At 61.7% G+C, this 24,765-nt stretch carries 33 protein-coding genes; 16 read left to right on the top strand and 17 right to left on the bottom strand.

The features are described from left to right. Positions 1-6: 6 nt before the first annotated feature. Positions 7-297: a DUF427 domain-containing protein gene (locus ACIGGE_RS00980; protein ID WP_397489145.1), complete on the bottom strand. Its 291-nt coding sequence runs from the start codon at positions 295-297 to the stop codon at positions 7-9. A gap of 68 nt (positions 298-365) precedes the next feature. Here ACIGGE_RS00980 and ACIGGE_RS00975 point away from each other — a divergent pair, with 68 nt between their 5' ends. Continuing rightward, entirely contained in the window at positions 366-1,640 is a 1,275-nt protein-coding gene (locus ACIGGE_RS00975) for a dipeptidase (protein ID WP_397489144.1), read from the top strand. A gap of 54 nt (positions 1,641-1,694) precedes the next feature. Here the strand turns inward: ACIGGE_RS00975 and ACIGGE_RS00970 are convergent, their stop codons facing one another. The 10 genes from ACIGGE_RS00970 to ACIGGE_RS00925 all read right to left on the bottom strand — a co-directional run bounded on the left by ACIGGE_RS00970 (position 1,695) and on the right by ACIGGE_RS00925 (position 9,738). Continuing rightward, complete coding sequence (locus ACIGGE_RS00970) at positions 1,695-2,138, bottom strand: DUF1810 domain-containing protein (RefSeq protein WP_397489143.1); 444 nt, start codon at positions 2,136-2,138, stop codon at positions 1,695-1,697. Next, positions 2,119-2,310: a DUF3008 family protein gene (locus ACIGGE_RS00965; RefSeq protein WP_103022311.1), complete on the bottom strand. Its 192-nt coding sequence runs from the start codon at positions 2,308-2,310 to the stop codon at positions 2,119-2,121. The genes ACIGGE_RS00970 and ACIGGE_RS00965 overlap by 20 nt, the downstream gene beginning before the upstream one ends. Continuing rightward, positions 2,310-2,537: a DUF2945 domain-containing protein gene (locus ACIGGE_RS00960; protein ID WP_103022312.1), complete on the bottom strand. Its 228-nt coding sequence runs from the start codon at positions 2,535-2,537 to the stop codon at positions 2,310-2,312. Before ACIGGE_RS00960 ends, ACIGGE_RS00965 begins: the two co-directional genes overlap by 1 nt. A gap of 19 nt (positions 2,538-2,556) precedes the next feature. After that, positions 2,557-2,868 carry a hypothetical protein gene (locus tag ACIGGE_RS00955; protein WP_397489142.1) on the bottom strand — a complete coding sequence of 104 codons (312 nt, stop codon included), beginning with the start codon at positions 2,866-2,868 and terminating at the stop codon, positions 2,557-2,559. An 81-nt stretch (positions 2,869-2,949) separates the two neighbouring features. Then, complete coding sequence (dapD, locus tag ACIGGE_RS00950; protein ID WP_397489141.1) at positions 2,950-3,774, bottom strand: 2,3,4,5-tetrahydropyridine-2,6-dicarboxylate N-succinyltransferase; 825 nt, start codon at positions 3,772-3,774, stop codon at positions 2,950-2,952. 46 nt (positions 3,775-3,820) lie between these two features. Then, positions 3,821-4,900: a phosphotransferase family protein gene (locus ACIGGE_RS00945; RefSeq protein ID WP_397489140.1), complete on the bottom strand. Its 1,080-nt coding sequence runs from the start codon at positions 4,898-4,900 to the stop codon at positions 3,821-3,823. Next, positions 4,900-5,988 (bottom strand): Zn-dependent alcohol dehydrogenase, encoded by a 1,089-nt coding sequence (locus tag ACIGGE_RS00940; protein ID WP_103022314.1) that lies wholly within the window; start codon positions 5,986-5,988, stop codon positions 4,900-4,902. Before ACIGGE_RS00940 ends, ACIGGE_RS00945 begins: the two co-directional genes overlap by 1 nt. Beyond that, entirely contained in the window at positions 5,988-7,322 is a 1,335-nt protein-coding gene (locus tag ACIGGE_RS00935) for an acyl-CoA dehydrogenase family protein (protein ID WP_397489137.1), read from the bottom strand. The genes ACIGGE_RS00940 and ACIGGE_RS00935 overlap by 1 nt, the downstream gene beginning before the upstream one ends. 80 nt (positions 7,323-7,402) lie before the next feature. Beyond that, the gene (locus ACIGGE_RS00930) at positions 7,403-8,878 is read right to left on the bottom strand and encodes an MFS transporter (protein ID WP_397489136.1); all 1,476 of its coding nucleotides are present in this window, start codon (positions 8,876-8,878) and stop codon (positions 7,403-7,405) included. Beyond that, entirely contained in the window at positions 8,878-9,738 is an 861-nt protein-coding gene (locus tag ACIGGE_RS00925; RefSeq protein ID WP_397489135.1) for an SDR family NAD(P)-dependent oxidoreductase, read from the bottom strand. Before ACIGGE_RS00925 ends, ACIGGE_RS00930 begins: the two co-directional genes overlap by 1 nt. A 177-nt stretch (positions 9,739-9,915) precedes the next feature. Here ACIGGE_RS00925 and ACIGGE_RS00920 point away from each other — a divergent pair, with 177 nt between their 5' ends. From ACIGGE_RS00920 to ACIGGE_RS00905, 4 genes are all read left to right on the top strand, one after another. Further along, a complete protein-coding gene (locus ACIGGE_RS00920) occupies positions 9,916-11,100 on the top strand; it encodes an acyl-CoA dehydrogenase family protein (protein WP_103022318.1) in 1,185 nt (394 codons plus the stop codon). A gap of 3 nt (positions 11,101-11,103) precedes the next feature. Continuing rightward, positions 11,104-12,243 (top strand): acyl-CoA dehydrogenase family protein, encoded by a 1,140-nt coding sequence (locus tag ACIGGE_RS00915; RefSeq protein WP_397489134.1) that lies wholly within the window; start codon positions 11,104-11,106, stop codon positions 12,241-12,243. A 14-nt stretch (positions 12,244-12,257) separates the two neighbouring features. Then, positions 12,258-13,055 carry an SDR family oxidoreductase gene (locus ACIGGE_RS00910; protein WP_196847947.1) on the top strand — a complete coding sequence of 266 codons (798 nt, stop codon included), beginning with the start codon at positions 12,258-12,260 and terminating at the stop codon, positions 13,053-13,055. A gap of 145 nt (positions 13,056-13,200) precedes the next feature. Then, positions 13,201-14,154, top strand: a complete 954-nt coding sequence (locus ACIGGE_RS00905) for a hypothetical protein (protein WP_397489133.1) — start codon at positions 13,201-13,203, stop codon at positions 14,152-14,154. Positions 14,155-14,194: 40 nt separating this feature from the next. Here ACIGGE_RS00905 and gmk read toward each other — a convergent pair whose 3' ends face one another. The 3 genes from gmk to ACIGGE_RS00890 are packed head-to-tail and all read right to left on the bottom strand — an operon-like array spanning position 14,195 to position 15,880. Continuing rightward, positions 14,195-14,842 carry a guanylate kinase gene (gene gmk, locus ACIGGE_RS00900; protein WP_103022321.1) on the bottom strand — a complete coding sequence of 216 codons (648 nt, stop codon included), beginning with the start codon at positions 14,840-14,842 and terminating at the stop codon, positions 14,195-14,197. A 55-nt stretch (positions 14,843-14,897) separates the two neighbouring features. Continuing rightward, positions 14,898-15,344, bottom strand: coding sequence for a hypothetical protein (locus ACIGGE_RS00895; RefSeq protein ID WP_103022322.1), 447 nt, complete (start codon positions 15,342-15,344; stop codon positions 14,898-14,900). Positions 15,345-15,376: 32 nt separating this feature from the next. Further along, complete coding sequence (locus tag ACIGGE_RS00890; RefSeq protein ID WP_103022323.1) at positions 15,377-15,880, bottom strand: SspB family protein; 504 nt, start codon at positions 15,878-15,880, stop codon at positions 15,377-15,379. 114 nt (positions 15,881-15,994) lie between these two features. On the opposite strand from ACIGGE_RS00890, the gene hisB reads away from it, so the two are divergent. The 9 genes from hisB to ACIGGE_RS00845 all read left to right on the top strand — a co-directional run bounded on the left by hisB (position 15,995) and on the right by ACIGGE_RS00845 (position 20,643). Further along, positions 15,995-16,588 (top strand): imidazoleglycerol-phosphate dehydratase HisB, encoded by a 594-nt coding sequence (hisB, locus tag ACIGGE_RS00885; protein WP_103022688.1) that lies wholly within the window; start codon positions 15,995-15,997, stop codon positions 16,586-16,588. Next, positions 16,581-17,207, top strand: a complete 627-nt coding sequence (gene hisH / locus ACIGGE_RS00880) for an imidazole glycerol phosphate synthase subunit HisH (RefSeq protein ID WP_196846908.1) — start codon at positions 16,581-16,583, stop codon at positions 17,205-17,207. The genes hisB and hisH overlap by 8 nt, the downstream gene beginning before the upstream one ends. After that, on the top strand, positions 17,204-17,932 hold the full coding sequence (gene hisA / locus ACIGGE_RS00875; RefSeq protein ID WP_196846907.1) for a 1-(5-phosphoribosyl)-5-[(5-phosphoribosylamino)methylideneamino]imidazole-4-carboxamide isomerase: 729 nt from the start codon (positions 17,204-17,206) through the stop codon (positions 17,930-17,932). Before hisH ends, hisA begins: the two co-directional genes overlap by 4 nt. Positions 17,933-17,948: 16 nt before the next feature. Further along, positions 17,949-18,719, top strand: a complete 771-nt coding sequence (gene hisF, locus ACIGGE_RS00870; RefSeq protein WP_103022325.1) for an imidazole glycerol phosphate synthase subunit HisF — start codon at positions 17,949-17,951, stop codon at positions 18,717-18,719. Positions 18,720-18,791: 72 nt separating this feature from the next. Next, positions 18,792-18,953, top strand: a complete 162-nt coding sequence (locus ACIGGE_RS00865) for a hypothetical protein (RefSeq protein ID WP_196846906.1) — start codon at positions 18,792-18,794, stop codon at positions 18,951-18,953. A 33-nt stretch (positions 18,954-18,986) separates the two neighbouring features. Beyond that, on the top strand, positions 18,987-19,301 hold the full coding sequence (locus tag ACIGGE_RS00860) for a phosphoribosyl-ATP diphosphatase (protein ID WP_397489132.1): 315 nt from the start codon (positions 18,987-18,989) through the stop codon (positions 19,299-19,301). After that, positions 19,301-19,696, top strand: a complete 396-nt coding sequence (locus ACIGGE_RS00855; RefSeq protein ID WP_397489131.1) for a histidine triad nucleotide-binding protein — start codon at positions 19,301-19,303, stop codon at positions 19,694-19,696. Before ACIGGE_RS00860 ends, ACIGGE_RS00855 begins: the two co-directional genes overlap by 1 nt. A gap of 126 nt (positions 19,697-19,822) precedes the next feature. Beyond that, on the top strand, positions 19,823-19,948 hold the full coding sequence (gene ykgO / locus ACIGGE_RS00850) for a type B 50S ribosomal protein L36 (RefSeq protein WP_006833921.1): 126 nt from the start codon (positions 19,823-19,825) through the stop codon (positions 19,946-19,948). 89 nt (positions 19,949-20,037) lie between these two features. Further along, positions 20,038-20,643: an HAD family hydrolase gene (locus tag ACIGGE_RS00845; RefSeq protein ID WP_196846903.1), complete on the top strand. Its 606-nt coding sequence runs from the start codon at positions 20,038-20,040 to the stop codon at positions 20,641-20,643. Positions 20,644-20,710: 67 nt separating this feature from the next. On the opposite strand, the gene ACIGGE_RS00840 is transcribed toward ACIGGE_RS00845, so the two are convergent. Continuing rightward, on the bottom strand, positions 20,711-21,052 hold the full coding sequence (locus ACIGGE_RS00840) for a CC_3452 family protein (RefSeq protein ID WP_301642179.1): 342 nt from the start codon (positions 21,050-21,052) through the stop codon (positions 20,711-20,713). A gap of 183 nt (positions 21,053-21,235) precedes the next feature. Between ACIGGE_RS00840 and ACIGGE_RS00835 the strand changes: the two genes are divergently transcribed. After that, complete coding sequence (locus ACIGGE_RS00835) at positions 21,236-21,790, top strand: helix-turn-helix domain-containing protein (RefSeq protein WP_221596192.1); 555 nt, start codon at positions 21,236-21,238, stop codon at positions 21,788-21,790. 48 nt (positions 21,791-21,838) lie between these two features. Here the strand turns inward: ACIGGE_RS00835 and ACIGGE_RS00830 are convergent, their stop codons facing one another. Further along, positions 21,839-22,636, bottom strand: coding sequence for a hypothetical protein (locus ACIGGE_RS00830; RefSeq protein WP_397489130.1), 798 nt, complete (start codon positions 22,634-22,636; stop codon positions 21,839-21,841). Positions 22,637-22,868: 232 nt separating this feature from the next. Between ACIGGE_RS00830 and ACIGGE_RS00825 the strand changes: the two genes are divergently transcribed. Continuing rightward, positions 22,869-23,216 carry a hypothetical protein gene (locus tag ACIGGE_RS00825; protein ID WP_199797711.1) on the top strand — a complete coding sequence of 116 codons (348 nt, stop codon included), beginning with the start codon at positions 22,869-22,871 and terminating at the stop codon, positions 23,214-23,216. 34 nt (positions 23,217-23,250) lie between these two features. Here the strand turns inward: ACIGGE_RS00825 and ACIGGE_RS00820 are convergent, their stop codons facing one another. Then, positions 23,251-24,759 (bottom strand): YifB family Mg chelatase-like AAA ATPase, encoded by a 1,509-nt coding sequence (locus ACIGGE_RS00820; protein WP_397489909.1) that lies wholly within the window; start codon positions 24,757-24,759, stop codon positions 23,251-23,253. Between the last annotated feature and the right edge of the window lie 6 nt (positions 24,760-24,765).

The raw sequence follows: 24,765 nt of genomic DNA, 5'->3' as shown, positions 1-24,765 counted from the left end.
CTCCGTTCACCCGTCGACAACCTCGACGCCCTTCCAGAAAGCGATGCGGCCCTTTATTTCGTCCGCTGCCTCCTTTGGTTCGGGGTAATACCATGCCGCATCCGGATTGATCTGCCCGCCGGCGTTGATCGAGTAATAATTCGCCGTGCCCTTCCACGGGCACTCGCTGGTGGTGTCGCTGGGCACCAGAACATCGCGCGCGACATCGTCTGCAGGGAAGTAATGGTTTCCCTCCACGACGATCGTTTCGTCGCTGCGGGCAAGCAGCTCGCCATTCCAATGCGCAGAGACGGTCATGGGCGAAGCCTTTTCTTGTTGTTCGTGTTTGCTAGGACAGTCCGCGAAACAACAAGGGGTTCCTGTCCATGCGCCGTTTCCTGCTAGCTTCTGCGGTTGTCGCCATCGCGTGCGGCTCCCCGGCATTCGCTCAAGACAATGCCGAGCGCATCGCTGCAGCCGCTCTCGAAGCGGCTCCGGTATGGGACGGGCATAACGATGTTCCCATCCAGCTGCGTTCGCGGGTTGGCAACGTGATCAACGATTTCGATTTTCGCGATACGCTCAATACGGCCTCTGCAGATCATTCGGCCATGCATTCGGACCTGATCCGCCTAAAGCAGGGGAAGGTCGGGGCGCAGTGGTGGTCCGTTTATGTCAGTGCAAACTTGTCGGAGCCCGAAGCTGTTCAGGCTACCATCGAGCAGATCGACGTCACGAAGCGCCTCATCGCGCGCTATCCCGACGATATGCAGCTCGCGCTGAGCGCGGATGAAGTAGAAGAGACAATGGCGGCCGGGCGTATTGCCTCGCTCATCGGGATGGAGGGTGGCCACTCGATCGGGTCGAGCCTCGCCGTATTGCGGCAAATGTTCGATCTTGGCGCGCGTTACATGACGCTGACGCACGGGAAGACCTTGAGTTGGGTCGACAGCGCCACCGACGCTCCCAGGCATGATGGGCTCAACGCGTTCGGCAACGATGTCGTGCGCGAAATGAACCGCATCGGGATGCTGGTAGATCTGAGCCATGTCAGCGAAGCATCGATGATGGATGCGCTCGATGTGGCTCAGGCGCCCGTCATTTTCAGTCATTCGGGGGCACGGGCCGTCGCGGGGCATTTGCGCAATGTTCCGGATGGTGTGCTTGCCCGCATGCCTGCAAACGGCGGTATCGTGATGGTCGTTGCATTGCCGTGGTTCATCAAGGAAGACCTTCGGACTCATTCGGCCAATCGAGCAGGCGAAGAAGCCCGTCTGAAAGCCCTTTATCCGGGCCTTCCAGATACAGTCGAAGCCCAGCTTGCCAAATGGGATGCGGAAAATCGCGAACCGGTCGCGACCATTTCGGATATGGCTGACCACATCGATCATATTCGCGCTGTTGCCGGCATCGATCATATCGGCATCGGGGGCGATTACGATGGCATGCCGAGCGGCCCCGTAGGAATGGAAGACGTCACCGGCTACCCCGCTCTGTTTGCGGAACTCGCCAGGCGTGGGTATTCGCAGGATGATCTCGAGAAGATTTCATCCCGCAATATGATGCGGGTCCTGCGTGAAGCGGAAGCGTTCGCCGCCAGCGTTTCCGACCTCCCCCCGATCGAATACCCGGCTGGCGAACCTCGCGACGATAGCGAATGAACGCCAACATGCGATGCCCAGGCGACAATCCGTAAGCTGGCGCTGGAGACGCCGTCAGAGTTTTGCCAGTGTGAGGGGATCGCGCTCACCGTCGTAGAACTGTTCGAGCGCTTCGGAGAAGACTTGCGCGTCTTCATCTCCGCAGGCGAGTTCGAAAAGCGTCATGCAGCTTCGAAACTTCAGTGCATCGACAGGTCCAAGAATATCTTCCGCTGACATTGTGCCGGCCCAGTCCAGCATGGCTTCCGTCGCTTCAAAAAGCCGCGGGCCAAGTTCGTCATGGGTACAATAGGACGTCGCTTCGGCCTTGTCGGCAAGCGCGAATCTCCGGGCGTTTGCACTGCTGCCTAGCCCGGCAATCTGGGGAAAGATGAACCACATCCAGTGGCCCACCTTCTTGCCTTCGCGAAGTTCGGCAAGGGCAGCGTCGTAAGCGCCGCCGTCCTGAGCGTTCAGGAAATGGGCGAACTCGCTACGTTCAGTCGTCTTCGTCGACATGGTCGGGGAGCCCGTCGAGCTTAGTCGAGGCATAATCCTCGAGCTCGTCTTCACTCATGCTATCGTACATGTCTTTCGAAGCGCCCTGAAGGTCACCGACCTTTGTCTCGCCTCTCTTGGCGGCCAACGCAGCGCCGGCCGCGCGTTGCTGGGCTTTCGATTGTGCAGGCATCAGTTCTGCGCCTCCAGTTCGGATCCTAATTTCAGGACTTCGTCGCCATCATCCTGCCGGACGAGATAAGCCGGATTGTCTCCGTCGCCATCCTTCGTCACTTCCGCACCCTGCAGGGTGCGGGTGACTTTCCGTTCGAACCGCTCCGAAATCTGGCCCTTGCCTTTGCCGTTACCCCAGCTCCATTCGACATATTGGCCGGACCTGAAACTGTTTGAATTGCTCATGCGACCTCTCCGCAGATGCTCAGTTTTTGACGACTTCCAGTCCGTCTTCGGTGGTGGTGCGGTCTTGTTGCGTTGTCACCTCGTCATCGCCCAGATCGGTCACAATGCTGTCGGTATCGCTGCTACCGTCTTCCATGGACGAAATCTGACCGCTCACGGTGCCTTCTTCCTCGACATCGCCGGTGGTCATTGCGGGAATAATCCAGGTAATCGACAAAAGGATCACTGCCAGAAGCAAACCTCCGGCCAGCACCCAGCGTACGACGCCCTCTTTCGAGCCACCGCTTGCTTCGGTTTCGTCGATGTGGATCTCTTCGCCTTCTTTGTGCACGCGGTAATACTCCCTCAAAAATGTGCGAACCCGCAGGTATCAGGGAGATTTACGCTTCCGTGCGGGGAATGTTCCTTTGCGCTAATCGCGCAGCAGATCGTTGATCCCAGTTTTCTCTCGCGTCTGGGCGTCCACCGTCTTGACGATCACGGCGCAGGCCAGGCCCGGGCCGCCATCCTTGCCCGGCAGGGCTCCGGGTACGACCACCGAGTAAGGGGGTATATGTCCGCGGATGACTTCGCCGGTGTCGCGATAGACGATCTTGGTCGACTGGGTGATGAAAACGCCCATGGCGACGACACAGCCTTCACCGACAATCACGCCTTCGACGATCTCGCTCCGTGCGCCGATGAAGCAATTGTCGCCGATAATGGTGGGATTGGCCTGCATCGGTTCGAGTACGCCCCCAATGCCCGCGCCGGCCGATATGTGGCAATTTTCGCCGATCTGGGCGCAGCTGCCGATGCTGGCCCAAGTGTCGACCATCGTGCCCTTGCCGACATAGGCTCCGATATTGACGAAACTGGGCATCAGTACGCAGCCAGGGGCGATGTAGGCACCTTCACGGGCAATTGCGCCGGGTACAACGCGGAACCCGGCCTGGCGGAAACGGGCATCGTCCCAGCCGGCGAACTTGCTGGGAACCTTGTCGAATGCAGGATGGCCGGCGCTCCCGCCTTCCATGACCTGGTTGTCGTTGAGGCGGAAGCTGAGCAGAACAGCTTTCTTCAGCCACTGGTTGACGGTCCAGCCGCCTTTGCCATTGGGTTCTGCAACGCGGCCTTCGCCGCTGTCGAGCAAGGTGAGCGCCGCTCTGACCGCTTCGCGCACGTCACTCGATTGCGGAGTGACATTGGCGCGGTCTTCCCACGCAGCTTCGATGCGGTTTTCGAGGTCGGCGCTCATCTTCGTCTCCGGATAATTCGGAGCACGCGTTAGCAGCGTTGCTGCGCTAGTCCATCCCTGCTGCCGTGGCGAATTGGTATGCCCTGTCGACTAGCGGCGCGACACGTTCGGACATCGACTTCGCATGAGCGGATGACGCGGTACCATCGATCACGCGTTTCTTAATACCCTGCATGATGCCCGCCAGGCGGAACAGATTATAGGCAAAGTACCAGTCCATCGGCGGTACGGGATAGCCGGTGCGCGCTACATAGCGCTCCACTGCTTCGTCCTGCGACGGGATGCCAAGTTCCTTGAGGTCGAGACCCTCCAGCCCAGCGCGGCCATCACGAGGGTTATGCCAGTTCAGCATCAGATAGCTGAAATCTGCAATCGGATCGCCGAGGGTGGACAGTTCCCAATCGAGCACTGCGAGTACTTCGTTGGAATCTGACCGGAAGATCATATTGTCGAGCCGGTAGTCACCATGGACCACGCTGCTCTCGTGCTGCGGCGGGATGGTCTCGGGCAGCCATTCGATAAGCCGTTCCATCTGGGGCATGTGCTCGGTTTCGGAGAGCTTGTACTGCTTGGACCAGCGGCTGATCTGACGTGCGCAATAATCGGTCGGCTTGCCGAAATCCCCAAGCCCGATGGCAATCGGATCCTTGGTGTGGAGATCGGCAAAAGTGTCGATCATCGAGTTGTAGATTTCTCTTCGCTCGGCCGGCGTATTGTTGGGCAGGGAGCCGTTCCAGAGACTGCGCCCGTCGGCGAGACCCATGACGAAGAACTTCGAACCGATAACCTCAGGATCTTCGCACAGGCCGTATGTCTTGGGCACGGGGAAGCCGGTGGGCCCGAGGGCATGCATCACCGTGTATTCCCGGTCCACGGCATGCGCGCTTGGCAGCAGCTTGCCGAAGGGCTGGCGGCGCAGCACATAGCTGCGCGCCGGCGTGTCGATCCGGTAGGTCGGGTTGGACTGACCGCCCTTGAACTTGGTATAGCTCAGGGGGCCCTCGAAACCTTCGACATTGGCCGCAAACCACTCTGACAGCGCGTCGAGGTCCATCCGGTCGGCTTCGGGAACCTCGATGGTGCCGACCATTTCCTTGTCGAAATCGATCGCCTGTTCTTCGGCCATCAGTCGAAGACCACCACGCTGCGTGCGGAGGTTCCCTGCTTCATCTTTTCGAATCCCTCGTTGATCTTCTCCAACGGGATACGCTCGGCGATGATCGTGTCGAGATCGAGGAGGCCGCGCATGTAGAAATCGACGAGGCGGGGCAGATCGACCGGGAAGTGGTTCATGCCCATGATCGCGCCTTGCAGTTTCTTGCCCGACAGGAGGTCCATGGCACCGAGGCCGACCTTGCAGTCCAGCGGCATCATACCGAGGATCGTGGCGGTGCCGCCGCGGCGGAGGATCTTCACGCACAGGTCGGCGGAGGCCTGGCGGCCGACGGCTTCGATGGCGTGGTGCACGCCGCCGCGGGAAATCTTCATGACTTCCTCGACCGCGTTATCGGCCATGGCATCGACCGTGTGGGTGGCGCCAAGTACTTGAGCGAGTTCACGTTTTTCGGCGAGTGGATCGATGGCGATGACTTTGCCCGCGCCGGCGATCTTGGCTGCGTTGATCGCCGCGAGACCGACGCCGCCGCAGCCGACCACGGCCACGGTTTCGCCCGGGACGACCTTGCAGGCGTTAAAAATCGTTCCCGCTCCGGTAGTTACGGCACAGCCGATGATGGCCGCACGGTCCAGCGGCATGTCCTTGTCGATGGCGACGCAGGCATTTTCGTGGATCAGCATCTGTTCGCAGAAGGCGGACAGATTGAGCATCTGCCCTACAGGAGTCTTGTCAATCGAACGTATGATCCGGGGTGTTTGGTCGGCCGAACGGCGCGTATCGGCCCCAAGACACAGGGCCATACGGCCGGTGACACAGAATTCGCAGTGTCCGCAGAAGACGGACAGGCACGAAACCACGTGATCGCCCGGCTTCACCGTCTTCACTTCCGACCCGACCGCGCGCACCACGCCCGCCGCTTCGTGACCCGGAATGGCAGGAAGCGGATGCGGATAGGCACCGTCGATGAAGTGGAGGTCGGAATGGCACAGGCCGCATGCCTTGGTGTCGATCAGGACTTCATGCGGTCCGGGATCGGCGAGTTCCACCTCGCCGATCGTGAGCCCGCCGACCTTTTCAAGAATAGCTGCCTTTGCCATCAGCGTGTCGCCCCCATGTCGCCCGAGCTGTGGTTGTCGTTGCCCGATGTTGGCGCCGCACCTTCGCGCAGGGCATTGGCGGTGGGACCGGCTTCGGGAAGATGCTTGGCAAATTCCATCCGCGCGATCGAGCGTGCGTGCACTTCGTCCGGACCATCGGCAAGGCGCAGCGTGCGCTGATGGGCATAGGCATTGGCCAGACCGTAATCGTCCGACACGCCGCCGCCGCCATGCGCCTGGATGGCATCGTCGATGATGCGCAGCGCCATATTGGGCGCCTGCACCTTGATCATGGCGATTTCCTGCTTGGCTGCCTTGTTACCGACCTCGTCCATCATGTCTGCGGCCTTGAGGCAGAGCAGACGGGTCATGTCGATGTCGATACGGGCACGCGCCACGCGTTCTTCCCAGACCGAGTGCTTATAGATCGGCTTGCCGAACGCTTCGCGTTCCTGAAGGCGCTTGCACATCTTGGCGAGCGCTTCTTCGGCAACGCCGATGGTGCGCATGCAGTGGTGAATGCGGCCCGGCCCGAGGCGGCCCTGCGCGATTTCGAAGCCGCGGCCTTCGCCCAGCAGCATGTTGTCGACCGGAACGCGAACGTCCTTCAGTTCGACTTCCATGTGGCCGTGCGGGGCATCGTCATAACCGAAGACGGGCAGGTGACGCAGGATGTTCACGCCCGGCGCATCCATCGGCATCAGAAGCATCGATTGCGCGGCGTGACGCCCGGCGGAAAAATCGGTCTTGCCCATCACGATGGCAACCTTGCAGCGCGGATCGCCCACGCCCGAAGACCACCACTTGCGCCCGTTGATGACATATTCATCGCCGTCGCGTTCGATCCGGGTTTCGATGTTGGTCGCGTCCGACGAGGCGGTGAACGGTTCGGTCATCAGGAAGGCAGAGCGGATTTCGCCGTTCATCAGCGGCGTCAGCCACTGGTCCTTCTGCGCGCGCGTTCCGTAACGATGGAAGACTTCCATATTGCCGGTCTCGGGCGCGGAGCAGTTGAACACTTCCGAAGCGAAGCCAATGCGGCCCATTTCTTCCGCGCAGAGGGCGTATTCCAGATTGGTAAGGCCCGGGCCTTCGAATTCGAAGCTTTCTTCGACGTGGTGATGGCCGTCGTTGCGGGGCGGCATGAAGAGGTTCCAGATGCCTTCCTTTTTCGCCTTGGCCTTGAGATCCTCGACCACCGGAATGACTTTCCAGCGTTCGCCTTCGGCATCCTGTTTCTTGTAGGTCGAGACGGCCGGGCGAACGTGATCGTCGATGAAATTCTTCACCCGGTCGCGCCAGTATGCTTGCCTCTCAGTGGGTTCGAAATCCATCGTATCTGTCCTCTTCTCTCAATTCGGTTGCGCCATGAAACTGGCATAAGGTTAGTGCCAAGCCAAGCCCGCTTGGCCGGTCAGGGGGTTATCGAATGCGCATCCGGGTCGGCGCGCACGGCATCATCGATCGGGTCGTTTTCTTCGGTTGGCGGGCGCCGCGACAGCCGGTTCGCCACCCGCGCTTCGTGCTGGGCCCGCGTGATCGGGAAGCGCCCCAGCCAGAAGGCTGCGAAGAGCGCCAGCGCGCTGGCCGCGATGACGAACAGTACCACCAGTTGCCGCACGGCATCGGGCGAAACAGCGGCCTGCGGCGTGCCCGGGGCGATATCGACCGATTGCACGATCAGGCTGGTCAGCATGATGCCGCCACCGGTGGCGCATTTCTGCACCAGCCAGTTGCCCGAATAGAACGTGCCTTCCGCCCGCTTGCCGGTACGTTCTTCGAACGCCTCGACAATTTCAGCGACCATGGAGGTGGCCGAAATGATCGAGATGACGCTGGAGGTATTGGCGACGATCAGCAGCGCGAACAGCAGGACGGTGGAAGCGGTCGTTCCCGGAGGCGGCCATGCGCCTGCCAGCAGCAGGAAATAGGGGCCGCAGTAGAATACCAGACCGACCAGCGCGGAGACGGCGGCGGCTTTCGGCTTGCCCCAGCGGCGATGGATGGGGCTGACGATCAGGAACATGAGCACGACCGACAGGAACAGGACGGCGGGATAGAGCTTGAAGGCCAGATCGCTGAACTGCCACACGTAGAGGTTCACATATTGCGTGATCGAAAAGGTCATGCCCTGAAGGATGTAAGCGGCCAGCCCGCCAAGCGCGAAAATGACGAAGGCCTTTTCGCGGAAGGCATCGAAGATTTCCGAAAAAGCATTGCGGATCGAGAAGGCAGGGGGCCGATGCGGCGGGCGATGCGCCACGACGCGGTGCTGGGCCGCCGCCGAACCGATGACCGAAAGCGCGATCAGGCCCGCCCCGAACATTCCGTAGAGCGCATAGCCTTCGGGCTGGAGCTGCGATTGCGGGGTGGGCAGGAACAGAGTGAAGGTCAGCACCATCATCAGCAGGCCGCCAAGCCAGCCCGACAGGAAGCGATAACGGAACAGCGTGGTGCGTTCATCGTAATCGTCGGTGATTTCGGGCACCAGGCTGACCGACGGCACTTCGCAGGCCGACAGGAGCAGGCGCACGCCGACAGCCAGTGCGACGATATCCCAATAGCCCGGCGCGCCGGTAAAGGGCGGCGACCACAGGAGGGTCCACAGAACGGCCAGCGGGATCGGAGCGAGATAAAGCCACGGCAGGCGGCGGCCCCATTTCGTATAGGTACGGTCCGACAGATGGCCGAGAAGCGGATCGACCAGCGCATCGATCAGCAGCGCTGTCGCCAGCGCCGCCCCGACCGTGCTGGCGTCCACGCCGAGAACGAGATTGTAGAAGGGCAGCAGAAAGAAGCTGAAGCCCGAATCCTTCACGCCGAAGGCCACGGCCCCGAAGCCGTGGGCCAGCTTCAGACGCTGGGGGAGGGGGCCTTTGACGAAGGACATCAGGGGGCTTTCTGCGCCTCCCTGGCCTGCGCTTCCATCGCTTCGAGAGAGGCCAGCAGGCCGGGTTCTTCGGGGTCCCAGCTATGGCGCGGGCCGACTATCAGACCGCCGTCCACCAGCAGCGAGGTTCCGGTTACGAAGCCGGCGTCCTCGCTGGCGAGGAATGCGACCGCATTGGCGATATCCATCGACTGGCCCCCGCGCGCCACGGGCTGGGCGTTGGCGGACATCTGCGCGATCGCGGCCTTGGCCATCGCTTTCATCTCGCCCGTCAGTTCCAGGCTGGCGGTGAAGATATTGGTATTGATAAAGCCGGGCTGGACTGCGTTTACGCGAATGCCGTGCCGGGCGAGGTCGGTCGCCGCGCATTTGGTGAGATGCAGAACGCCCGCCTTGGCCACGGCATAGGCGGTGGGGGAATAGCCCGGGCCGACAGCCGCCACGCTGGATACGTTGACGATACTGGCCCCCTTGCGCCCCTTCATATGCGGGACGGCATAACGGATGCCGAAGGCCACGGACCGCAGCAGCAGGTCCATCGTGCGGTCCCAGTCATCCGGTTCCATTTCGGAGATGTCGGCACGGGTGCCGCCGGCGCCGGCATTGTTGAAGACGACGTCGATACCGCCCGTTTCATGGCCTGCACGGTCCATCAGCGCCTTTATGGCATCAGGATCGCAGACATCGCATTGGGCGAAGCGCACGTCACCCGGAGTATCGGCGGCCAGTTTCTCGCCCCCGTCGACATCGATATCGGCGGCGAAAACGATGGCACCTTCGCTGGCGAACAGCGCGGTTGCAGCAGCGCCGATTCCCGACGCTGCGCCAGTAACGATTACGGTCTTGCCCGAGAATCGCATGCCTACTCTCTCCCCGAATTTCTCCGTTTCAAGCTTAGGGGAGCGCTGCGCCGCGTCAACGCATTCCGGCTGACGTTACGGCAATGCGGACCGTCGCCAGTGGTCTTGCACATGCCATGCGAATCACCCTAACGTAAGCGTCAACATACCGCTGCTTTAGAAGAGAGGATTCGGCACATGTCCGACAGCGATCTGGAAGCCTTCCGCGCGGAAACGCGTGAATGGCTCGAGGCCAACTGCCCACCCGAAATGCGTGAACCCGTCCGTGACGAGGGCGATGTCTATTGGGGCGGCCGCAATGCCAGCTTCAAAAGCGATGCGCAGAAAGCCTGGTTCGAGGCGTGCCGCGACAAGGGCTATACCGTGCCCGAATGGCCCAAGGCCTATGGCGGTGCGGGCCTGACCCCGCCCGAAGGCAAGATCCTGCGGCAGGAAATGGCGCGCATCAACGCCCGCCCGCCCCTGTCCAGCTTCGGCATCTGGATGCTTGGCCCGGCGCTGCTGCATTTCGGCACCGAAGGCCAGAAGCAGAAGTTCCTCAACGAAATCGCGCGCGGCGAAATCCGCTGGTGCCAGGGCTATTCCGAGCCGGGCAGCGGTTCCGACCTGGTTTCGATGCAGACGTTCGGTGAAGACAAGGGCGACCACTGGGTGGTCAACGGCCAGAAGATCTGGACGTCCTATGCCGACGAAGCCGACTGGATTTTCTGCCTCGTCCGGACGGACAAGGAGAACAAGTACCAGGGCATCACCTTCATGCTGTTCGACATGGAGAACGAGGGCGTCAGCACCAAGCCGATCAAGCTGATCAGCGGCAACAGCCCGTTCTGCGAAACCTTCATGGACGATGTCACCGTCCCCAAAAGTTATGGCGAGGACATTCCCGGCTATGTCGGCGAGATCAACCGCGGCTGGGACGTGGCGAAATATCTGCTCGGCCACGAGCGCGAGATGATTTCGGCTACCGGCGGCGGCGACCGTGCTTCTTCGCTGGGTGCCGTGACGTCGCGTGCGGGCCTGCTGGATCCGGTGCTGCGCGCCGAAATGGCCATGTTCGATGTGGATGCCTTGTCCTTCACCGCCATGAGCGAGAAATTCATGGACGAACTGAAGGCCCGGAAGGGGCATCCCGCCCAGCCCAACATGCTGAAATATGCCGGGACCGAGCTGAACAAGCGCCGCCACGAACTGCTGATGGCAGCGGGCGGCAGTGCGGCGCTGGAATGGGAAAGCGAAGAGAGCAACGGCGGCAAGACCGCCCGCAGCTGGCTGCGCACCAAGGCCAATTCCATCGAAGGCGGTACGAGCGAGGTCATGCTCAACGTCATTTCCAAACGTATTCTCGACCTGCCGGGAGCCTGATCGATGCCTCTGTATTACGACGACGACCAGACGATGCTGGCCGAAACCGCCAACCAGTTCATGGCGGAAGAAGGGTCGATCAAGAACCAGCTGCGCCACTGGCGCGACCGCAACTGCAAGGACGGTTTCGGCCATGCCCTGTGGAAGCAGTTTGGCGAGATGGGCTTCACCGGCATGCTGGTGAGCGAAGACGACGGTGGGCTCGGCATGGGCCAGGTGGAAGCGAACATCGTGCTCGAGGAAATCGGGCGCAATCTGACGCCGTCGCCCTTCCTGTCTTCTTCCGTGCTGGCTGCGACTGCGCTCAAGCATGGCAGCAACGATGTGAAGGGCCGCTGGCTTCCGGACCTGATTTCGGGAGACAAGGTCTATGCCGTCGCCATCGACGAAGGGCCCAAGCACCGTCCCGAAACGATCGCCTGCAAGGCCGAGAAATCGGGCAACGGCTTTCGCCTGTCGGGCAAGAAGGATTTCGTGGTCTATGGCGCCAGCAGCGAGATGATCGTGGTGGCTGCCCGGACTTCGGGCAGTGACAGCGACGATGACGGCGTGACCCTGTTCGCCGTGCCGCAGGATGCCGCGGGCATGAGCCACGACAGCGTGCGCCTGGTCGACAGTTCGATGGCCAGCCACATCACTTTCGACGGCGTGGAGCTGGACGGCGATTCCGTGATCGGCGAAGTCGATGGCGGGCGCGAAGTCCTCAACGCCATGCTGATGGCGGGCCGCGTCGGTTCGGCAGCGGAAGGCGTGGGCGTTGCCCGCGGCGCGATGGACATGACGATGGATTACCTGCGCCAGCGCAAGCAGTTCGGCAAGGTGATCGGCGAATTCCAGGCGCTGCAGCACCGCGCCGCGCATCTCTATTCCGAAGTCGAGATCGCCCGCGCGGTCACGATCAAGGCAGCCCAGCTTGTCGACGGCGCCAGCGAAAAGGCCGATCTGATGGCATCGGTCGCCAAGGCCAAGGTGGCCAAGGTGGCGGGACTGGCCGTGCGCGAAGGCGTGCAGATGCATGGCGGCATCGGCATGACCGACGAATACGACATCGGTCTCTACATGAAGCGCGACCGGGCGCTGCAGGAATTTCTGGGCGACCAGTATTACCACGCCGGCCGCGTTGCCGAGCTGAGCGGTTATTGAGCGGGAGAGACATGATGACGCTTGAAGACCTGTTCAGCCTCAAGGGGCGCGTTGCGCTCGTCACGGGCGGGAGCCGCGGCATCGGCAAGATGATCGTCGAAGGCTTCCTCGCCGCCGGGATCGAGCGCGTTTACATCAGCGCGCGCAAGATCGACGAGATCGAGGAAACTTGCGCCGAGCTGGGCGACAGGGTGATCGGCATCCAGGGCGATCTGTCGACGATCTCGGGCATCGAGGCGCTGGTGGAAGAGCTGTCGAGCCGCGAGAGCAAGCTCGATATCCTCGTCAACAATGCCGGGGCGGCCTGGGGCGTCGACTATCTCGAATTCCCGGAAGCGGGCTGGGACAAGGTCATGGACCTCAATGTGAAGACGCCGTTCTTCCTGACCCAGAAACTGCACACGCTGCTGACCGCCGCCGCCAGTGCGGACAAGCCGGGCAAGGTGATCAACATCACCTCGATCGACGGGCAGCGGGTCAATCCTTGGGAAACCTACAGCTATCAGGCCTCGAAAGCCGCGCTGATTCACCTGACCCGCCGGATGGCGGCACGGCTGGTGAAGGACCATATCTACGTCACCAGCCTCGCTCCCGGCGCCTTCCCCTCCAGCATGAACCGTGCAGCGCGCGACCATGAGGAGAAATCGGCCGCCGGCATCCCGAGCAAGCGCGTGGGCGACAAGCTGGATATGGGCGGCACCGCCGTATACCTCGCCAGCCGGGCCGGGGACTATACCATCGGCGAGACGCTGACGGTCGATGGCGGCATCGTGAATGCTCTCCTTCCGACGCACTTTGCCGATCCGGGATAAGGGTTCGAACCGTTGATCCGATAAGCGCCACTACCCGTTGAAGGAGGGCGGAATTTCCTTGCGGGTGGCGTTGCTGCCAAGCTAACTGGCGCGAATATTTTTCAAGCAGTCAGCCGGCATTCGCCAGCGGTGAGGGGTCGATAAAGTGCGTAGTGTTTCTGTCCGTGCCATCAGTGCAGCACTTTGCTGCGTTCTCGTAACCGCATGCGGCGGTGACGATTCGCCGACCCCGACGCCCACCGAAAGCCCGACGCCCGGGCCCTCGCCGAGCCCCACGCCGACGCCGACCGAAGTCGATTTCGATTTCTCGACCGATTTCACGTCGAGCATCACCAACTCGGCCTATGCCTTCGCCTATTTCGCGCCGGAAGGCGGCACCGAAGTGTGGAGCGACGGTTCGCGCCGCAACGGCCAGAGCACGATCACATATGAGGTCGCGCCGGAGAACGTCGAATACACCTGGCCCGACACGCTCGAGCTGGAAAGTTTCACGGCAGCAAACCTGCTGAACTCGGCCCCCACGATCAGGACGTATCGCAAGGGAACCACAGATGGGCTCCAGATGGAGCTGCCGTTCGAGCACGTTCTGCGCGTGGCCTATGAAAAGTCGCAGTCATTCATCCGCGACACGGTGCCCGGCACGCTGCGCAGCTTCCGCTATGCGCTGTTTTTCAATCCGGTCACGACGGATACCACTATCACGGCGAACCTTTCCTATACAGGTACGCCGCAAGCCACCGGCGGCGAGGCAGGCGTTACGCCGTCCGGCGTCATCACGTCGCCCGAAACCACGCTGGTCGTCGGTCCTGACGGGAACAACATCAAGATCAACGGCACGATCCGTATTCTGGAAACCGTCAATGGCAATAACGTCGTGCGGGCCGTTCTCCCCATTTCCGGGAACGTGGGTACCAACGGATTCTTCAATGGGCTGATCGAGGACGAGGCCAATGGCTTCGCCGGCAATTTCGTCGGATCGCTCGCCGGACCTTCGCGCGAGGAAGTGTTCGTCGTCTTCTATGTCGTCAAGGTGGACGATGAAGGCGAGGAAGACGAGGACGATGTGCGCAAGTACATCGGATCGCTGATCGGCAGCTGATGCATAAAAGGACGGGCAGGGCGACCAGCCCGCCCGTCCGCTAGTTCATGAGTTCGCGAACGAAGGGGATCAGCCCGGTCTGGCGCTGGCGCTTCATGCGTTCGGCATCGAGAATTTCGCGCACTTTCGCAAAACACGCGTTCACATTTTCATTGATGACGACGTAGTCGTAAGCATCCCAGTGGCTGATTTCCGCGCGCGCACGTTCCATGCGGGCGGCGATCACATCATCGGCATCGGTACCCCGGCTACGCAGCCGCCGTTCCAGTTCGGCGATGCTTGGCGGGAGGATGAACACGCGGACGACGTCCTGCTGATCCTTCTGGTAGAGCTGCTGCGTGCCCTGCCAGTCGATGTCGAACAGAAAGTCCTGGCCTTCCTTGAGCGCGCCGCGGATCCGCCCCTTGGGCGTCCCGTAGCGATGGCCGAACACGGGCGCCCATTCGTAGAAATCGTCTTCTTCGACCATGCGATCGAATTCGGCGTCATCGACGAAATAATAATGCACCCCGTCGATTTCGCCCGGACGAGGAGGGCGCGTAGTCGCGCTGACCGACAGTTTGATCTCTTCGTCGGCGCCCAGCAGCATACGGCTGATCGTCGTCTTGCCTGCACCGCTGGGCGATGAAAGGATGAAGAGCAGGCCCCGCCGGGCCAGTTTGTCATGCGAAATCGTGGAATCGGTCATGCGCGCTGTTGGCGCATCAGGCGCAGGCGAATCAAGTCCTGCCGACGGATAAGTTTCAGTTCTTGTCGTCGCGCCCGGCCTGCCTGCGCAGGGACCGGTCGCCTTCTCTGCGGGCCTTGCGCTTCGACTGACTGCGATCGAACAGCACTTTCAGGGCAAGGCCGGTGCCCACCACCAGGGCCCCCGGAACAGAACGGGTAGCGACTTTGGTCACGCCGTAAGCAGCCAGCGTTTGCAACATGGAGCGGTTTTCGACCGCTTCCTTGGCAAACTTCGTGCCGTACTGTTTGCCAAGGACGGCTTTCTCAACCGCCATCCGCGACAGGCGCCCGGCACTGCGCAGCGCAATGTCATGAATGATGAGATTGGTGGCGGGGTTCGTGCTGGGCCCGGCAACCACGTGCCGATGCCTCGCGGCGCGATCGGGTGCACTGATGGGTTCACCGACCATGTCGGTGATGTGATCTGGTTTGTCCTGCCTGTTTTTCCGGCGTTTCGCCATGTCCTGCCCCGCTTGCCGGGAAGGCCCGGCGCCTACTTCTTGCGGCCGAAATCGACCGTGACGACATTCGAACCGTCGTCTGCTCCCTTAACGCCTTCCTCTGCGGCCTGTTCCGTACCGTCATTGTCGGGGTGTTCGGTTGGAGCGGGAGCCATGTCGTTGACAGTGGCCTGAAACTGGAGCCCGAAATCCACGGCAGGATCGACGAACTGCGTGATAGCCGCGTAAGGAATGTCCAGTTCTGCCGGCACCTGATTGAACGAGAGGCCGACGGCAAAACCGTCTTCCCGGACATTGAGGTTCCAGAATTTGTTCTGGAGCACGATCGTCATTTCGTCAGGGAACCGTTCGCGCAGGCTGGCCGGGATGGATACGCCCGGAGCGTGTGTCTTGAAGGTGATGTAAAAATGATGGGCGCCGGGAAGTTCGCCGCCGCCATCTTCGATTTCACTCAGCACGCGCCCGACGACGGCGCGCAAGGCTTCCTGGACGATGGAATCGTAAGGGATCAGGCTGTCGGGCGTCTCTTCGCTCATGCGCTGCTAGGTGGAGCGAGGCGCGTCATGGGTCAAGCGCTTTAAGCGCGCCTTTACCCTGCCGATATGCGCAATTTCTTGCGCCCCGCCCGCCACCGCTCTAGCGCGGCTGCCATGCGTACAGGCCGTATCGAGCGTAACACTGCGGAAACCAATATTCTTGTGGACGTCAATCTCGACGGCACAGGAAGCTATGACGTTGCAACGGGCATCGGTTTCCTCGACCACATGGTCGAACAATTTGCGAAACATTCGCTGATCGACGTGACGCTGAAGGTCGAAGGCGATCTGCATGTCGATCAGCATCATACGACCGAGGACAGCGCATTGGCGCTCGGCCAGGCACTGTCCGCCGCTCTGGGCGATAAAGGCGGTATCGCGCGTTATGGCAGTGCCTATTCGCCCATGGACGAAACGCTGGCCCGGGTAGCGCTCGACATTTCCGGGCGACCGTATCTCGTGTGGCGCGCAGGCTTCAGCCAGGAAAAGCTTGGCGAGTGGGACACCGAGCTGATCGAACACTGGTTCCATTCGGTCGCGCAGACCTGCGGCCTGACACTGCATGTCGAACTGCTATACGGTACCAACAACCACCATATCTGCGAGGCGATCTACAAGGGCTTTGCCCGTGCTATGCGGGCTGCGGTCGAGGTCGATCCGCGCAAGGGCGGCACGATCCCGAGCACGAAAGGGCAGCTAGGTGGCTGAGATAGTCGCCCTCGTTGATTACGGCGCGGGCAATCTGCACTCGGTCGAGAACGCGCTCCGCAAGGTCGGCGCGAAGGTAAAGGTCACCGCCGACCCGGACGTGCTGCGCGCAGCAGACCGGATCGTTCTGCCGGGCGTCGGGTCGTTCCGGGCCTGCGCCGAAGGACTGCGGGCCGAACAGGGCGTGATCGAGGCGATGCACGAACGTGTCTTCGTCGGCGGGGCGCCCTTCCTGGGCATTTGCGTCGGCATGCAGTTGCTCGCCGCGCGGGGGCTGGAACACGGCGAGACACCGGGTCTCGGCTGGATCGACGGGACCGTTCGCCTGATCGAGCCGATCGATACCAGCGTAAAGGTGCCGCATATGGGCTGGAACGATGTGGCACCCCTGCCGCATGCACGAAGGCACGAAGTCGTCGCCGAAGGCGAAGCCTATTTCCTGCATTCCTACCACTTCAAGGCGCGTTACCGCGAAGATGTGCTGGCGATGAGCGATCATGGCGGCGGGCTGGTGGCGGCAGTGGGCCGCGACAATGTGGTCGGCGTGCAGTTCCATCCCGAAAAGAGCCAGGCCTACGGGCTGGACCTGCTAAGCAAGTTTCTGGAGTGGAAGCCGTGATCGTTTTCCCTGCAATCGACCTGAAGGGCGGCGAAGTCGTCCGCCTTGCCGAAGGCGATATGGACCGCGCGACAGTCTATGGCGATGATCCGGCCGCGCAGGCCAGGCTTTTCGACGCGGCCGGGGCAGGCCATCTGCATGTCGTCGATCTGGACGGCTCGTTCGCGGGTTCGGCGCAGAACCGCGAAGCGGTGGAGGCGATCGTCGCGGCTTTTCCGGGTTATGTGCAATTGGGCGGCGGCATTCGCACGCCAGCCGATGTCGAAGGCTGGTTCGAGGCGGGCGTTGCGCGCATCGTGATCGGGACCGCGGCGCTGAAAGATCCGCAATTCGTCAAGGACATGGCCCGCGAGTATGAAGGTGGGATAGTCGTAGCGGTCGATGCGCGCGACGGCATGGTCGCGACCGATGGCTGGGCCGAAGTTTCCGATGTGTCGATTGTCGACATGGCGCGCCGGTTCGAAGACGCGGGCGTTGCCAGCCTGTTGTTCACCGACATCGGGCGCGATGGCCTGCTTAAGGGCGTGAACATCGACGCGACCGTCGATCTCGCGAGGCGCGTCGATATCCCGGTCATCGCCAGCGGCGGCGTGAAGGGGCTCGACGACATCCATGTCCTTTCGCTCTACGCCAATGAAGGCATCGAAGGCGTCATCACCGGCCGGGCGCTCTATGACGGGCGCCTGGACCTTGCGGCAGCGCTCGCCATGGCGGCAAGGCAATGAGGGTGAGGGTTTTGCCATGACCGTGAGGGTTCGCGTCATCCCCTGCCTCGATGTGCGCGACGGGCGCGTGGTGAAGGGCGTCAATTTCGTCGATCTCAAGGATGCGGGCGATCCGGTAGAACAGGCCCAGGCCTATGACCGGGCAGGCGCCGACGAACTTTGTTTTCTCGATATTTCGGCCAGTCATGAAGGGCGCGGCACGCTGCTCGACATGGTACGTCGCACGGCGGAGGTCTGTTTCATGCCGCTGACCGTCGGAGGCGGCGTGCGCAGCGTCGAGGATGCCCGCGCATTGCTGCTGGCTGGTGCCGACAAGGTCGCCGTCAATTCGGCTGCCGTATCCCGCCCTGAGCTGGTGCGGGAGATTGCCGAAAAGTTCGGTAGCCAGTGCGTGGTTGCCAGTGTCGATGCCCGCGCCGCAACAAGCGGTTCGGTGCGCGGCTGGGAGATATTCACCCATGGCGGACGCAAGCCGACCGGTATCGATGCCATCGAACACGCGGTCAGGCTGGCGGAACTGGGCGCGGGGGAATTGCTCGTCACATCGATGGACGGCGACGGCACCAAGCAGGGATACGATGTCGAACTGACAAGGGCGATCGCGGATTCGGTTTCCGTGCCGGTGATCGCCAGCGGAGGCGTCGGCACGCTAGAGCATCTGGTGGAAGGCGTGACGCGCGGCCACGCCAGTGCCGTTCTCGCCGCCTCGATCTTTCATTTCGGGGAACATACCATCGCAGAAGCGCATGCTGCCTTGCGCGCGGCTGGGTTGCCAGCGCGCGGTTAAGGGTTTCGTCCCGTGGCGGGACGACGCGACTTGATTGCAGGCGCCAGGCAAAGAAGGTGGTAAGGGCGCCCCATGACCCTCCAGTTCGTCTCGCTTGCTGCGCATATTGCGAATATCGGAGGCTCCACTGCCATGCACATGCAAATGGTCGAACCCAGTGCCATGGTGCTGGTTCTGATCGGGCTGGCCGGTGTAGTGGTCGGACGTTTCCTGCTGGGACGCAACCCGGATTGACGCTGTAAGGGCGGTCCGTGCATAGCGCGGGCCATGGAAACGTTATCCCGCCTTGAACAGACGATCGCGCAGCGACGTACGGCCGATCCGTCACAGAGCTATGTGGCGAGCCTCCATGCCAAGGGCCTGCCGCAGATCGCCCGCAAGCTGGGCGAGGAAGGCGTGGAAGCCGCGATTGCAGTCCTTTCGGGAAGCGATGAGGAACTGGTCGGCGAAGCAGCCGATATTCTCTTCCATCTGATTGTCGCCCTGAATGCGCGCGACGTTCCGCTTGCCGATGTTCTGGCCGAACTCGACCGGCGCGAGGGCGTTTCGGGTATTGAGGAAAAAGCCAGCAGGAGCGCGTAATGCCGATCGATCCGACCCAGCCGTATGACGACGACAATATCTTCGCCAAGATCTTGCGGGGCGAGATACCGTCGAACAAGGTCTACGACGATGAATGGGCTTACGCCTTCGAAGATATCAATGCGCAGGCGCAGGTCCATGTGCTGGTCATTCCCAAGGGGCGATATGTCAGCTGGGACGATTTCAGCGCGAAGGCGGAGCCGGACGAGATCGCCGGTTTCGTCCGCGCTGTCGGCAAGGTCGCCCGCGATCTCGGGCTGGTCGAGCCCGGCTATCGCATGATGGCGAATATCGGCGCGCACGGGGGCCAGGAGGTCCCGCATCTGCATGTCCATATCTTCGGCGGCGAGCCGCTGGGACCGATGATTGCGAGGGGACGCGGGGCAGGTAAGTAAGTCGACCCGGTCCTGCGGCGAAGCCGGAAAGAGGTTGACCGAATCCCTGGGGCCGGTTAACGGGCTGCTTGATTTCGGCGCGTCGGAGCACCATCTCCGGCGCGCATTTATTTCACGAGAGACATCATGAAGATCCGCAACAGCCTCAAGTCGCTCAAGAGCCGTCATCGCGATTGCCGCGTGATCCGCCGCCGTGGGCGCACCTATGTTATCAATAAGACCAACCGCCGTTTCAAGGCCCGCCAGGGCTAATTGCGGCTCCGCCCGATAAGGGCGGATGCGTTGTTCGACCGGCCCGGCTCCGACGAGGAGTGCGGGCCGTTCGTGTTTGAGGCGGCGTGATGCAGGTCGAAGCGGTCGTGTTCGATGTGGGGCGAGTGCTCTATCAATGGCGTCTCGCCCAGCTGTTCGAGAAGATCGTCGACGATCCGGTGCGTTTACAGACACTGCTCGATGACGTCGTGACCGAGGAATGGCATTTCCAGCACGATCGGGGCAAACCTCTGTCGGAAATGGTGCCGGAACGGATCGCGCAGTTCCCCGATTTCGAACCGGAAATCCGTGCTTATGCCGCACGTTTCAACGAAACCATTCCCGGGCCGGTGCCCGGCAGCCATGCGCTGGTGGATCGGCTCGACAGACGCGGTGTGCCGCTATTCGCGATCACCAATTTCGGACATGAATTCTGGGCGGGCTTCAGGCCCACGGCACCCATATTCGATACGTTTCGCGATATCGTGGTGTCGGGTACGGAAAAGCTGGCCAAGCCCGACGCGGCAATCTTCGATCTTGCCGAGACGCGTTTCGGCTATCCGGCAGAGGCGATGCTCTTCATCGACGACAATCACGCCAATATCGAAGGTGCGGCGAACTGCGGCTGGCAGGTGCATCATTTCGTCGACGCGCCTCGACTGGAGGCAGATCTCGAGAGGCGGGGGCTGATATGAAAAAGACCCCGGCCTGAGCCGGGGTCCTGAGTTGCCACCCGATGGAGAGGGGTGGGGATCGACTGGATCAGGCGTTGCACTTGGCAAGATTGTCGGCATCCAGCGCTTCATCCTTGGCAGTGAAGGATGTGATCTGGCCATGTTCGCGCTGCAGTTCGCGGCAGACGCGGAGCGGGCGCGAGTTGCTTTTCTGCGCGACACAGGTGGTGCCCTTGCAAGCCCAGGCCACGCCGCCGGCGATAGTGGTCGATGTCTTGGTCACCGGCTGTGCCAGTTCGACGGTGTAGAACATGGAACCGGATTTTGCTTCCGCGCTGGACGGGGCGATGGCGGCACCGAAGATGAGCGTGGTGTAAGCAAATGCGGCCGCAAGCGCGCCGATATTGGTTGATCGTGAGAGAGTGGTCATGAGAAGTCCCTTTCTAATTGCAAATTTTTCAACGGAGATTGCTGTTGTTGCAACTAGGTTGCAATTCGCAACTTATCCTGAAAGACCGGATAGCGATATAGGTTTCGTAATGCAACCTAAACTTGAAGAATTTGGCAAAATGGTTTTTTGCGCTAGACAGGTTTCTGGAAAAGGACTGAAATTATGGGCGAGATCCGCGAACCGCTGCGTGAACTGACCGAATGTGGCCTGCCGCAGGCGTTGGAGGCGATGGGTGAACGATGGTCGTTCATGATTCTTCGCGCGAGCTTCAACGGGCTGCACCACTTCGAAGAATTTCTCACTGAACTGGGCATCGCCCGCAATATCCTGTCCAACCGTCTCGCCAAGCTGGTTGAAAACGGCATTCTCAAGCGCGACCCCTGTGCCGACGACAAGCGCAAGATCGAATATCGCCTGACCGAAAAAGGGCTGGACCTGCTCCCGGCCATGGTGGCTCTGCGCCAGTGGGGGCAGAAATACGGCGCAGAAGTGGTCGAAAATCCTGTGCTCGTCGACGAACGCGACCGGCTGCCGATCGGGCCGACGTCGATCCTCAGTCACGATGGCCGCATTCTCGGCCCGGCAGACCTTCACCTCGTCGAACGGAACAATCTCGGAATTCGTGCGGATGGATCAAAAGCCGAGGGCGGCGAGCCGATCGATCGGGGCGACGTCGTACAATTTACCGGCGGGCAGAAGACCAAGAACGCTGCTTGAGCAGTATGTACCCGCACAATCGGGCGAGGTGCCCCTGCTCACACTGGTCTATCGCGCTGCAGCGCCTCTGATTCCGTAATCGATCCTTATTCGCACCCATTCGCCCACCATGGGGCGACCGCCTTTTTGCGGTGGGCGGACCTTGAATTGCCATGCCGCCGCCTGGACCGCGCGTCCAATGCCCGAGCCCTGAGGCGATTCGCCGACGATGACGCAATCCTCCACGCGGAAGTCGGGTGCGGTCCTGCAGTCGATCAGGCCCCAGCCGGGGCCCTGGGCAGTAGAAAGATAACCGGCCAGTTCGTCGTCATACGGTCGCCTGTACCAGCGAGCGGCATATAGCGGTTCGCCATTGGGCCCGCTGCCGGCGATGCGGGGCGTGTCCCCGGGAGCGGGAGTGTCTGGCGGGCCATAGGCCGGTGCCGGCGGACCCTGCGCCGGGGAAGCGGGCGGCGCCTGTCTCGGCGTTTCCTGGAGCGAGAAATCGTTCCGCAGGATCGGTCTGGGGGCTGGCACCGGCTGCGAAACGGGCGGCTGCGGTGTCGTTTCGTCTTGGGGTGGCAGTTCAGCAGTGGGCTGTTGCGGCGATGGGTCCGGCGCGGCGGCAGAAGGTGCCGGGGATTCTTCAGGCTGGTCTGCCTCATCGGGGGCGGACGTGAAAGCAACCAGCGTGTCGCGAACCTGGCCTGCCTGTTCTTTCACCGATCCAAGTGAAAGCAGTATAAGAACCAGCAGGGCTTCGAGCGCCAGTGCCAGCGCCAGCGCGGGCAACCGCTGGCGCAGCTCGGGACGTAGCTCGTCATAGCGTCGCCGCAGCGAATCGATCGGGGTGGTGCGTTCTGTCACGGATACTGCGGCGTTCTGACGTCTGTGCCTCTAGCCGGCGCAAGCCGACAATTCATGCCTACCCCACGTATTTCCGCATGGGCCAAACGATGCGCAGTTACAAGAAAAGCATAGGGGCGTGTGAATATCACCGCTCAGTGCCACCGTGACGTCATCGTTAAAACGATCTCAACACGTCGCCGTCACAAAATGGCATTTCGCGAATCCAACCCTGCAGCGCGGACGGGCCATTGTGATCGAAATCGAAGTTCAGAATGAAACGCACCAGGACGTGCATCGTATCAAGGCGATGTGTGTGCCGCGCATTGGCGAAGGCATCCGACTGAAAGAGCCGAACGGGCAATGGGCGTCCTACGACATTCTCGATGTCTGGTATCAACAGGCCGAATTCGGCGAAATATGGGTGCCGTACATTCATGTCCGCATGACCCCGGAAGAATTGAAGGCGATCGAAATGTCGCGGGCGAACCCGCTGGTCGATCGCGGTCAGCAGATGCCGATCGAAGATTTCCTCAAGAAATTCGAAGGCGATTACGAACACGAAACGGTCAGGCTCAACCTCGACATGAGCGAGGATTGATTGCCACGCGTCATGGCGCTGCGGCATAGAGCCATCAGGCTCTGGGCGCCTGTCTGCGATAACTGAGCGCCTCTGCAACATGGATCCGGCCGACTTCCTCTGCACCGGCGAGATCGGCGATCGTACGCGCCACGCGAAGCATGCGCGTATAGCTGCGTGCCGACAGGCGCATGGCTGTTGCCGCCTGCATAAGTAGTTGCCGCCCGGCCTCGTCAGGTGTGGCAAACCGTTCCAGCGCGTCCCCTTCGAGATCCGCATTGGTCCGGGCCTTCGTCGCATCGAGCCGCGCTGTCTGCCGCTCTCGCGCCTGTGACACGCGCGCGGCAACTTGTGCGCTCCCCTCTGCCGGGGGCGGAAGGGCAAGGTCGGCGGCGCTGACCGGATCGACTTCGACATGCAGATCGATCCTGTCGAGCATGGGGCCGGAAACCTTGCTTTGATAATCGGCGGCACACCGCGGCGCTCGGCTACAGGCCAGTGCGGCATCGCCCAGATGGCCGCAGCGACATGGGTTCATAGCCGCGACGAGCTGGACGTTGGCGGGAAAGGACACGTGCGCATTGGCGCGCGCAACATCGACCTTGCCTGTCTCGAGCGGCTGTCGCAGCGAATCGAGCACGGCACGCTGGAATTCCGGCAATTCATCGAGGAACAGGACGCCGAGATGCGCGAGGCTGACCTCGCCTGGCTTGACCCGCAACCCTCCGCCAGTGAGCGCTGCCATGCTCGCCGAATGGTGCGGCGCACGAAACGGACGGGAGCGGCTGATACGCCCTTCTTCCAGCGTTCCGGCCACGGACTGCACCATGCTGACCTCCATTGCTTCCGGCGGGGAAAGCGGAGGGAGAATGCCGGGAAGGCAGCTGGCCAGAAGGCTCTTGCCCGCGCCGGGAGGCCCGATCATCAGGAGATTGTGTCCGCCTGCCGCAGCGATTTCCAGCGCGCGCTTTGCAGTTTCCTGCCCTTTGACCTGCTTGAGATCGCTACCGGCCGGTTCGCTTTCGACCACGCCGGGTTCCGGATCGGGCAGACGCTGAGTGCCCTTCAGATGATTGAGCAGACTGGCGAGATCGGGGGCCGCGCATACCGGGACTTCGCTCGCCCAGCGTGCTTCCGACCCTTGAGCCCTGGGGCAGATAAGTCCGACTTCCTGCTCGCTTGCATGGATGGCCGCGAGCAGGACGCCAGGCGAGGGTACGATTCGCGCGTCGAGCGCCAGTTCCCCTACCGCGATCCAGTCGCCCAACTGTTCCGCATCCGTGACCCCCATTGCGGCAAGCAGGGCCAGTGCGATGGGAAGATCATAATGCGATCCTTCCTTCGGCAGGTCGGCCGGGGACAGATTGATGGTGATTCGCTTGGGCGGCAAGGCAAGCCCCATGCTCGACAGCGCGGCGCGAACGCGTTCCTTGCTTTCGCCGACGGCCTTGTCCGCCAGCCCGACGATATTGAACTTGGGCAAGCCCGGCGCGACGGAGCATTGCACCTCTACGCTGCGCGCTTCCAACCCTAGATAAGCGACCGTTTTTACTAGTGCGACCAGAGTTAA

It is taken from the genome of Qipengyuania sp. NPDC077410 (assembly GCF_044543405.1).
Lineage (GTDB): Bacteria > Pseudomonadota > Alphaproteobacteria > Sphingomonadales > Sphingomonadaceae > Qipengyuania > Qipengyuania pacifica.
This window is presented reverse-complemented; position numbering and strand designations above follow the sequence as displayed.

Coding starts and splice junctions, on each gene's coding strand:
- ACIGGE_RS00980 (WP_397489145.1), bottom strand. CDS start 297: ATGACCGTCTCTGCGCATTGGAATGGCGAGCTGCTTGCCCGCAGCGAC.
- ACIGGE_RS00975 (WP_397489144.1), top strand. CDS start 366: ATGCGCCGTTTCCTGCTAGCTTCTGCGGTTGTCGCCATCGCGTGCGGC.
- ACIGGE_RS00970 (WP_397489143.1), bottom strand. CDS start 2,138: ATGTCGACGAAGACGACTGAACGTAGCGAGTTCGCCCATTTCCTGAAC.
- ACIGGE_RS00965 (WP_103022311.1), bottom strand. CDS start 2,310: ATGCCTGCACAATCGAAAGCCCAGCAACGCGCGGCCGGCGCTGCGTTG.
- ACIGGE_RS00960 (WP_103022312.1), bottom strand. CDS start 2,537: ATGAGCAATTCAAACAGTTTCAGGTCCGGCCAATATGTCGAATGGAGC.
- dapD (WP_397489141.1), bottom strand. CDS start 3,774: ATGAGCGCCGACCTCGAAAACCGCATCGAAGCTGCGTGGGAAGACCGC.
- ACIGGE_RS00945 (WP_397489140.1), bottom strand. CDS start 4,900: ATGGCCGAAGAACAGGCGATCGATTTCGACAAGGAAATGGTCGGCACC.
- ACIGGE_RS00940 (WP_103022314.1), bottom strand. CDS start 5,988: ATGGCAAAGGCAGCTATTCTTGAAAAGGTCGGCGGGCTCACGATCGGC.
- ACIGGE_RS00935 (WP_397489137.1), bottom strand. CDS start 7,322: ATGGATTTCGAACCCACTGAGAGGCAAGCATACTGGCGCGACCGGGTG.
- ACIGGE_RS00930 (WP_397489136.1), bottom strand. CDS start 8,878: ATGTCCTTCGTCAAAGGCCCCCTCCCCCAGCGTCTGAAGCTGGCCCAC.
- ACIGGE_RS00925 (WP_397489135.1), bottom strand. CDS start 9,738: ATGCGATTCTCGGGCAAGACCGTAATCGTTACTGGCGCAGCGTCGGGA.
- ACIGGE_RS00920 (WP_103022318.1), top strand. CDS start 9,916: ATGTCCGACAGCGATCTGGAAGCCTTCCGCGCGGAAACGCGTGAATGG.
- ACIGGE_RS00915 (WP_397489134.1), top strand. CDS start 11,104: ATGCCTCTGTATTACGACGACGACCAGACGATGCTGGCCGAAACCGCC.
- ACIGGE_RS00910 (WP_196847947.1), top strand. CDS start 12,258: ATGACGCTTGAAGACCTGTTCAGCCTCAAGGGGCGCGTTGCGCTCGTC.
- gmk (WP_103022321.1), bottom strand. CDS start 14,842: ATGACCGATTCCACGATTTCGCATGACAAACTGGCCCGGCGGGGCCTG.
- ACIGGE_RS00895 (WP_103022322.1), bottom strand. CDS start 15,344: ATGGCGAAACGCCGGAAAAACAGGCAGGACAAACCAGATCACATCACC.
- ACIGGE_RS00890 (WP_103022323.1), bottom strand. CDS start 15,880: ATGAGCGAAGAGACGCCCGACAGCCTGATCCCTTACGATTCCATCGTC.
- hisB (WP_103022688.1), top strand. CDS start 15,995: ATGCGTACAGGCCGTATCGAGCGTAACACTGCGGAAACCAATATTCTT.
- hisF (WP_103022325.1), top strand. CDS start 17,949: ATGACCGTGAGGGTTCGCGTCATCCCCTGCCTCGATGTGCGCGACGGG.
- ACIGGE_RS00865 (WP_196846906.1), top strand. CDS start 18,792: ATGACCCTCCAGTTCGTCTCGCTTGCTGCGCATATTGCGAATATCGGA.
- ACIGGE_RS00860 (WP_397489132.1), top strand. CDS start 18,987: ATGGAAACGTTATCCCGCCTTGAACAGACGATCGCGCAGCGACGTACG.
- ACIGGE_RS00855 (WP_397489131.1), top strand. CDS start 19,301: ATGCCGATCGATCCGACCCAGCCGTATGACGACGACAATATCTTCGCC.
- ykgO (WP_006833921.1), top strand. CDS start 19,823: ATGAAGATCCGCAACAGCCTCAAGTCGCTCAAGAGCCGTCATCGCGAT.
- ACIGGE_RS00845 (WP_196846903.1), top strand. CDS start 20,038: ATGCAGGTCGAAGCGGTCGTGTTCGATGTGGGGCGAGTGCTCTATCAA.
- ACIGGE_RS00840 (WP_301642179.1), bottom strand. CDS start 21,052: ATGACCACTCTCTCACGATCAACCAATATCGGCGCGCTTGCGGCCGCA.
- ACIGGE_RS00835 (WP_221596192.1), top strand. CDS start 21,236: ATGGGCGAGATCCGCGAACCGCTGCGTGAACTGACCGAATGTGGCCTG.